The sequence below is a fragment of the Vibrio sp. 10N.261.52.A1 genome (genome assembly GCF_002876325.1).
Taxonomy (GTDB): Bacteria; Pseudomonadota; Gammaproteobacteria; order Enterobacterales; family Vibrionaceae; genus Vibrio; species Vibrio chagasii.
This window is the reverse complement of the sequence record NZ_MCYD01001289.1, coordinates 1-5,632: the sequence shown is the minus strand read 5'-3', so window position 1 is coordinate 5,632 and position 5,632 is coordinate 1. Positions and strand designations below refer to the sequence as shown.

At 43.9% G+C, this 5,632-nt stretch carries 6 protein-coding genes; 3 read left to right on the top strand and 3 right to left on the bottom strand.

Annotated elements, in window-relative coordinates:
* Positions 1 to 168: 168 nt before the first annotated feature.
* Complete coding sequence (locus tag BCT81_RS26940) at positions 169 to 816, top strand: PAS domain-containing protein (protein WP_102426450.1); 648 nt, start codon at positions 169 to 171, stop codon at positions 814 to 816.
* A gap of 24 nt (positions 817 to 840) precedes the next feature.
* On the opposite strand, the gene BCT81_RS26935 is transcribed toward BCT81_RS26940, so the two are convergent.
* Positions 841 to 1,638 carry a sterol desaturase family protein gene (locus BCT81_RS26935; protein ID WP_102426449.1) on the bottom strand — a complete coding sequence of 266 codons (798 nt, stop codon included), beginning with the start codon at positions 1,636 to 1,638 and terminating at the stop codon, positions 841 to 843.
* Positions 1,639 to 1,710: 72 nt separating this feature from the next.
* On the opposite strand from BCT81_RS26935, the gene BCT81_RS26930 reads away from it, so the two are divergent.
* Together BCT81_RS26930 and nagK are read left to right on the top strand one after the other, a co-directional pair.
* Positions 1,711 to 2,457 carry a tRNA-uridine aminocarboxypropyltransferase gene (locus BCT81_RS26930; protein WP_102426448.1) on the top strand — a complete coding sequence of 249 codons (747 nt, stop codon included), beginning with the start codon at positions 1,711 to 1,713 and terminating at the stop codon, positions 2,455 to 2,457.
* A 163-nt stretch (positions 2,458 to 2,620) separates the two neighbouring features.
* Positions 2,621 to 3,529 (top strand): N-acetylglucosamine kinase, encoded by a 909-nt coding sequence (nagK, locus tag BCT81_RS26925; RefSeq protein WP_102426447.1) that lies wholly within the window; start codon positions 2,621 to 2,623, stop codon positions 3,527 to 3,529.
* Between the two features lie 129 nt (positions 3,530 to 3,658).
* Here nagK and BCT81_RS26920 read toward each other — a convergent pair whose 3' ends face one another.
* Both BCT81_RS26920 and BCT81_RS26915 read right to left on the bottom strand, forming a co-directional pair.
* Complete coding sequence (locus tag BCT81_RS26920; protein WP_061034061.1) at positions 3,659 to 3,925, bottom strand: DUF2960 domain-containing protein; 267 nt, start codon at positions 3,923 to 3,925, stop codon at positions 3,659 to 3,661.
* 217 nt (positions 3,926 to 4,142) lie between these two features.
* Positions 4,143 to 5,632: bifunctional molybdopterin-guanine dinucleotide biosynthesis adaptor protein MobB/molybdopterin molybdotransferase MoeA (locus BCT81_RS26915; protein ID WP_102426446.1), on the bottom strand; the 1,490-nt coding region annotated here is incomplete at its 5' end.

Here is a 5,632-nt window from a genome sequence, read left to right as displayed (position 1 = left end):
GTATCCGCAATATTGGAAAATTGGTTACCGCTGGTATGAGTGTTACAGACTCTACGATTATTGATATAATGTCAGCGTAATCAAACGTTTTTGATTCAAACTATTTTTAAGACGAACCGCTTGGTAATTTTTACTTAGCGGTTTTCTCGCCAAAAGAGGAAGGACTCCGTGTTCGAATTATCTCAAAGTGACTATGACATCTTGCACGCAATCGAGAACATCGTTGATGGCATCGCCGCAATGTATGGCGAGCATACCGAAGTGTTACTACACAGTTTAGATGTTCGTAATCCTTCGATTATTAAAATTGCGAATAGCCACGTCACCGGGCGAGAAGTAGGGGCTCCAATTACTAATTTAGCATTGATGAAGCTCACTCAAGGTAACGATGTTTCGGGCGCTTACATGACAAAATGTCCCGATGGCAAAACCTTACGCTCAATGACGACCATCATTCGAAACCCTCAACAACAAGCCATTGGTTTGTTGTGTATCAACACCAACCTCGACGCACCATTTCAAGAAGTGATGCATTCACTTGTCCCTTGTTTGCTACCACATGTCGATCGTCCTCAAACGACGCCCGAAACCTTTGCGCGTAGTAATGAAGAGATGATGCACAGCTCGATTGAAACGGTAAGAGAACAGGTAAGTAATGACGCAGACATCGCGCCATCGAAGAAAAGCCGAGAGATTGTCACTCGATTACATGAGATGGGGATTTTCGACTTGAAAGACAGTGCTCAAATTGCTGCAAAAGGACTCGATATCTCTATCCATACCATCTACCGCTACCTACGTGAGCTAAAAGCCTAATGTTTATTGGTTAGCTATCTAAGTCTATTTGTTCTGGCTGTATCTAAATGGCTGGGTAATCAGTTTATCTAGCCTCTGTTCTTTCCCATCACGAATTTCCGGTACACCGATACTTACCTTATCGTGACCAAGCTTGGGTTGAGCGCGATACGTCTTAAACCAGATATCCCACACTGATAAGAAGAACCCAAAGTTAGAATGGGTTTCTTTGACAATCACAGAGTGGTGCACTCGATGCATGTCTGGTGTGACAATCACTTTACGAAGCTGTTTGTCGAACCATAAAGGTAAACGACCGTTGCTGTGATTGAACATCGCACTCACATTCAGTACGACCTCGAATATCACAACCGCTAGAGCCGGAACGCCCAACACGAAAATCAACGCGACCTTAATCAACATCGACAAGATCATCTCAATTGGATGAAAGCGGGTACCCGTAGTTACGTCTATATCCAGATCGGCGTGATGAACACGATGAAGTTTCCATAGCACTGGTATACGGTGAAACACCAGGTGCTGAGTGTAAATAGCCAGGTCTAATAACACGACACAAAGGAACAGGGTGATTTCAAAGGGTAGGCTAATGTTATTGAACAGACCCCATTGATTTTGTTCCGCAATCAGTGCCGCTTGAAATGCCGCAACAGGTACTAATGTCGCCAATAAAACACTGTTAAGCGCCATTAATGAGAAGTTATTTCCCCAACGAAACCACTTGTTTTGCGTTAGTGTTTTTCTAGGTGCTTGGTATTCCCACAGCGCACATAAGACAAAAGCGGTGATAAAACAGACAAGGCGAAGTAGTGATGGGGCCTGCATAAGAATTCCTTCTATCATTATCAAGCCACTGTAAGTACAATCGTGCCACTTTTCTAGTTCTATCTATCGTTATTGTCCATGAGAATTCACGCTTTCCACCGTTTGTACCAACACCGTTTATCACTTTCTACAAAGCCGTTTAACGCACGTGGATGTAAGGTGGTGCGATGTGAGTATTGCAAAATCAAACAAGACAGTTGTATCTGTGAGCATCAACCAGACATAGATACGAACGTAGCTACCATGTTGATCTTGTCTGATAACGAAATATTGAAACCAAGTAATACAGGTCGTTTGATTGTCGACACAGTAAAAGACAGCCATGTTTACCTTTGGCACCGAACAGAGCCAAACACAGAGATGCTGGATGTTCTGAAGGACGAGCAATATCAACCGGTGATTGTGTTCCCAGAAGATTATACCGATGACAAATCGCGAGTGGTTCAAGACCTGCCACAAATGCGTAATCCAAATAAAAAGCTACTACTGATTTTCATCGATGGTAGCTGGCGTGAAGCAAGACGTATCTTTAGACGTTCTGAGTACTTACAAGATCTACCTGTGTTGTCGATTGAACCTGAATCCGTTTCTCAATACATGATGCGAAAGTCAGACAATGAGCAACACCTTTCAACTGCAGAAGTCGCGAGCTTAGTATTAAAACAAGCTGGTGAAGAGCAGGGCGCCAAAACATTACAACTATGGTTTGAAGCTTTTCGCGAAAGCTACATGCTAAGTAAGACTCGTTACAAGTCAGATCCGACCAAACCAAGCCTGAATGCTTTCATAGAGCACAGTAAAAATGAGACGTCACTCTAACCTTTAACCGCTTTGTGCTGACTTGTTGTTCAAACAGACTCAAACACGAGATAAGTTTGTTATCTATCACGGTTTGTAGGGGGAGTGTTATGGATAATGTTCCCCAGTTGTTTTATTTAAAGAGTTTATTTGCCCGAATTTAGGGAAAAATTGGAGAGATTTCATGTATTACGGCTTCGATGTTGGCGGCACAAAAATTGAGTTTGGTGCATTCAATGAGAAACTTGAGCGAGTAGCAACAGAGCGCGTTCCAACACCAACAGATGACTATCAATTACTGCTTGATACGATCGCTGGTTTAGTAAAGAAATACGATAGCGAATTCTCTTGCGAAGGCAAAATCGGCCTTGGCCTTCCTGGTATGGAAAACGCAGACGACGGCACTATGCTGGTTGTTAATGTTCCTGCATCAACAGGTAAGCCACTACGTAAAGATTTAGAAGCGCTAATCGGTCGTAGCGTAAAAATCGAAAACGATGCGAACTGTTTCGCGCTTTCTGAAGCATGGGATGATGAGCTAAAAGACGAGCCATCGGTTGCTGGTCTAATTCTAGGTACAGGTTTTGGCGGCGGTTTAGTTTACGAAGGTAAGGTATTCTCTGGTCGCAACCACGTTGCCGGTGAACTAGGCCATATGCGTCTACCTTTGGATGCATGGTTCCACCTTGGTGACAACGCACCGCTTTTAGGTTGTGGTTGTGGTAAAAAAGGTTGTCTAGATAGCTATCTGTCGGGGCGTGGTTTCGAATTGATTTACGAGCACTACTTTGGCGAGAAGAAGAAAGCGATTGATATAATCCAAGCTTACAACGAAGGTGAGGCTAAAGCGGCTGAACACGTTGACCGCTTCATGGAGCTTTTGGCAATCTGCTTCGCGAACCTGTTTACTGGCCTAGATCCACACGTTGTTGCACTGGGTGGCGGTCTTTCAAACTTCGAGCTTATCTACGAAGAAATGCCAAAGCGCGTGCCTAAGTACTTACTGTCTGTTGCTAAGTGTCCGAAGATCATCAAAGCAAAACACGGTGATTCAGGTGGCGTTCGTGGTGCTGCATTCCTAAACATCAAATAGTGATGGCTTTCAGCTAAACACATTACGCAGAATAAATAAAAATGCCGCAATCTCGAAAGAAGTTGCGGCATTTTTTATTATTTGGTGTTTTCGAGCTATCGACTAACAAGAGCGAAGCTCGCTAAGAACTTACTTATTCTTTTTACCAACACCAAGGTTTTCTTTTTGCTTCAGCGTAAGCTTTGAAAAACCAAGCTTGCGGAAGTAATTGTCTTGGTAGTTGCGAACTGCTTTAGTATCTGAAATCAACTCAAGCTGCTGCTCTGTTTTTAAATATTCAGTGATGTCGATGCCTTCAGCATCAGCAACCGCTTCTTGGATCGTGCGGTGTTCTTGCTTTGAAAACAGTAACTCTTTGTCTTCGTCTTTGTACGTGTACAGAATGGTACGAGCCATGATGCGCTCCAATAGAATTTTTACTTTGGGCGCACTCTACATAAAAACCGTACGTCGCTCAAGGTAATGGTAAGAAATCTTAAGATTAACTTAGTTAATGGGTTACTTATTAAGGTTGCTCAGAAATATAAAAGCCCCTTACGACTAAACCATCGCAGAAGGGGCTTCGAACGTTCGAACTTTAGTGCAATCAATACACCTTAGGCCGTTTTATTAATTAAACACGACCTTGCAACGGAATGATCGTCACTGTTTCACCAACTTTCACGGTATCAACCGATGGTGAAATTTCAATTAAGCAGTTTGCTTCACTCATTGAGCGCAGAATGCCTGAGCCTTGTTTACCCGTTGTCTTAACTTCAAGTACACCAGATTCGTTCATAGTGAATACACCACGGCTAAATTCAGTACGACCTTGGCGAGAACGTAATTGCTCAGTTGCTACCGCATTCGCTTTTACTGGTGTCCAGTTTGTTTGACCTTGCAGCTTACGAATCGCTGGCTCAACAAAGTTAATGAACGACACCATTACTGCAACTGGATTACCCGGTAAGCCGAAGAATGGCTTGTCTTCAATTTTACCGTAAGCAAGAGGGCGCCCCGGGCGCATGTTGATACGCCAGAAGTTAATCTCTCCTAGTTTATCTAACGCAAGCTTGATGTAGTCGGCATCACCAACAGACACGCCACCAGAAGTCAGAACCATATCGGTTTCAAGCGACGCAGCGTGCAGTACATCCATCATCTTTTGTTCGTCATCTTCAATGATGCCGTAATCAACGATGTCACAGCCAAGCTTTTGCAGCATGCCGATAATAGTAAAACGGTTTGAGTCATAGATAGAGTTTGGTTTTTGCTCACTTCCCGGTGCTTGAACTTCATCACCGGTCGAGAACACGCCCACTTTCACTTTACGCAGAACAGGGCAGGTACCGAAACCCAGTGATGCCATCATACCCATTTCTGGTGCTTCGATTCGTGTGCCACGAGTAAAGACAGGTTGGCCGATTTCAAGATCTTCACCCGCCATACGGACATTTTGTCCTACTGAGATTTTCGCATCTGGGAAGCTAACAATGTCACCTTCTTGAACAGCCTGCTCACGCATCACAACCACATCAACACCTTCCGGCATTGGTGCACCTGTCATGATCTTAACCGCTTCACCTTGTTGAACGGTCTTGTTGTAGCTGTGTCCTGCCATCACTTCAGCAACAACATGGTAGCTATCCAGATCTAAATCTTCACTACGAATCGCGTAGCCGTCCATTGCAGAGTTAGTGTTCTGAGGTACATTGATTGGTGAAATAACATCTTCCGCCAATACGCGACCATACCCTTGTTCTAAGGCAACAGATTCCGTCAGCTCTAATGCATCAATACTATCAACAATCTTTTGCTGACCTTGAGTCACGGTAAGACCTGCAGGAGAGAAAGAGTCACAACACACAACTGGCGTGTTGTCTTTCGATGATGCACACGAAGCGACTTTATTTGTTTTCGAAGCTGGGTCGAACGACTGAGCATAGTCGATGATGAAATCACGAATCGCTTCTAAGTCGCTGATCGCCATTTGTGGCAGGTCAGATTCGACTTTGCTGTCGGCTGCGATAGCAATGATGTTGTCATCATTTGGATAAAGCCAAGGTTTACCAACTTCATCACGGTGAAGCTCGATTTTAGGAAAAGCGATGTTCTTGCAGCCTT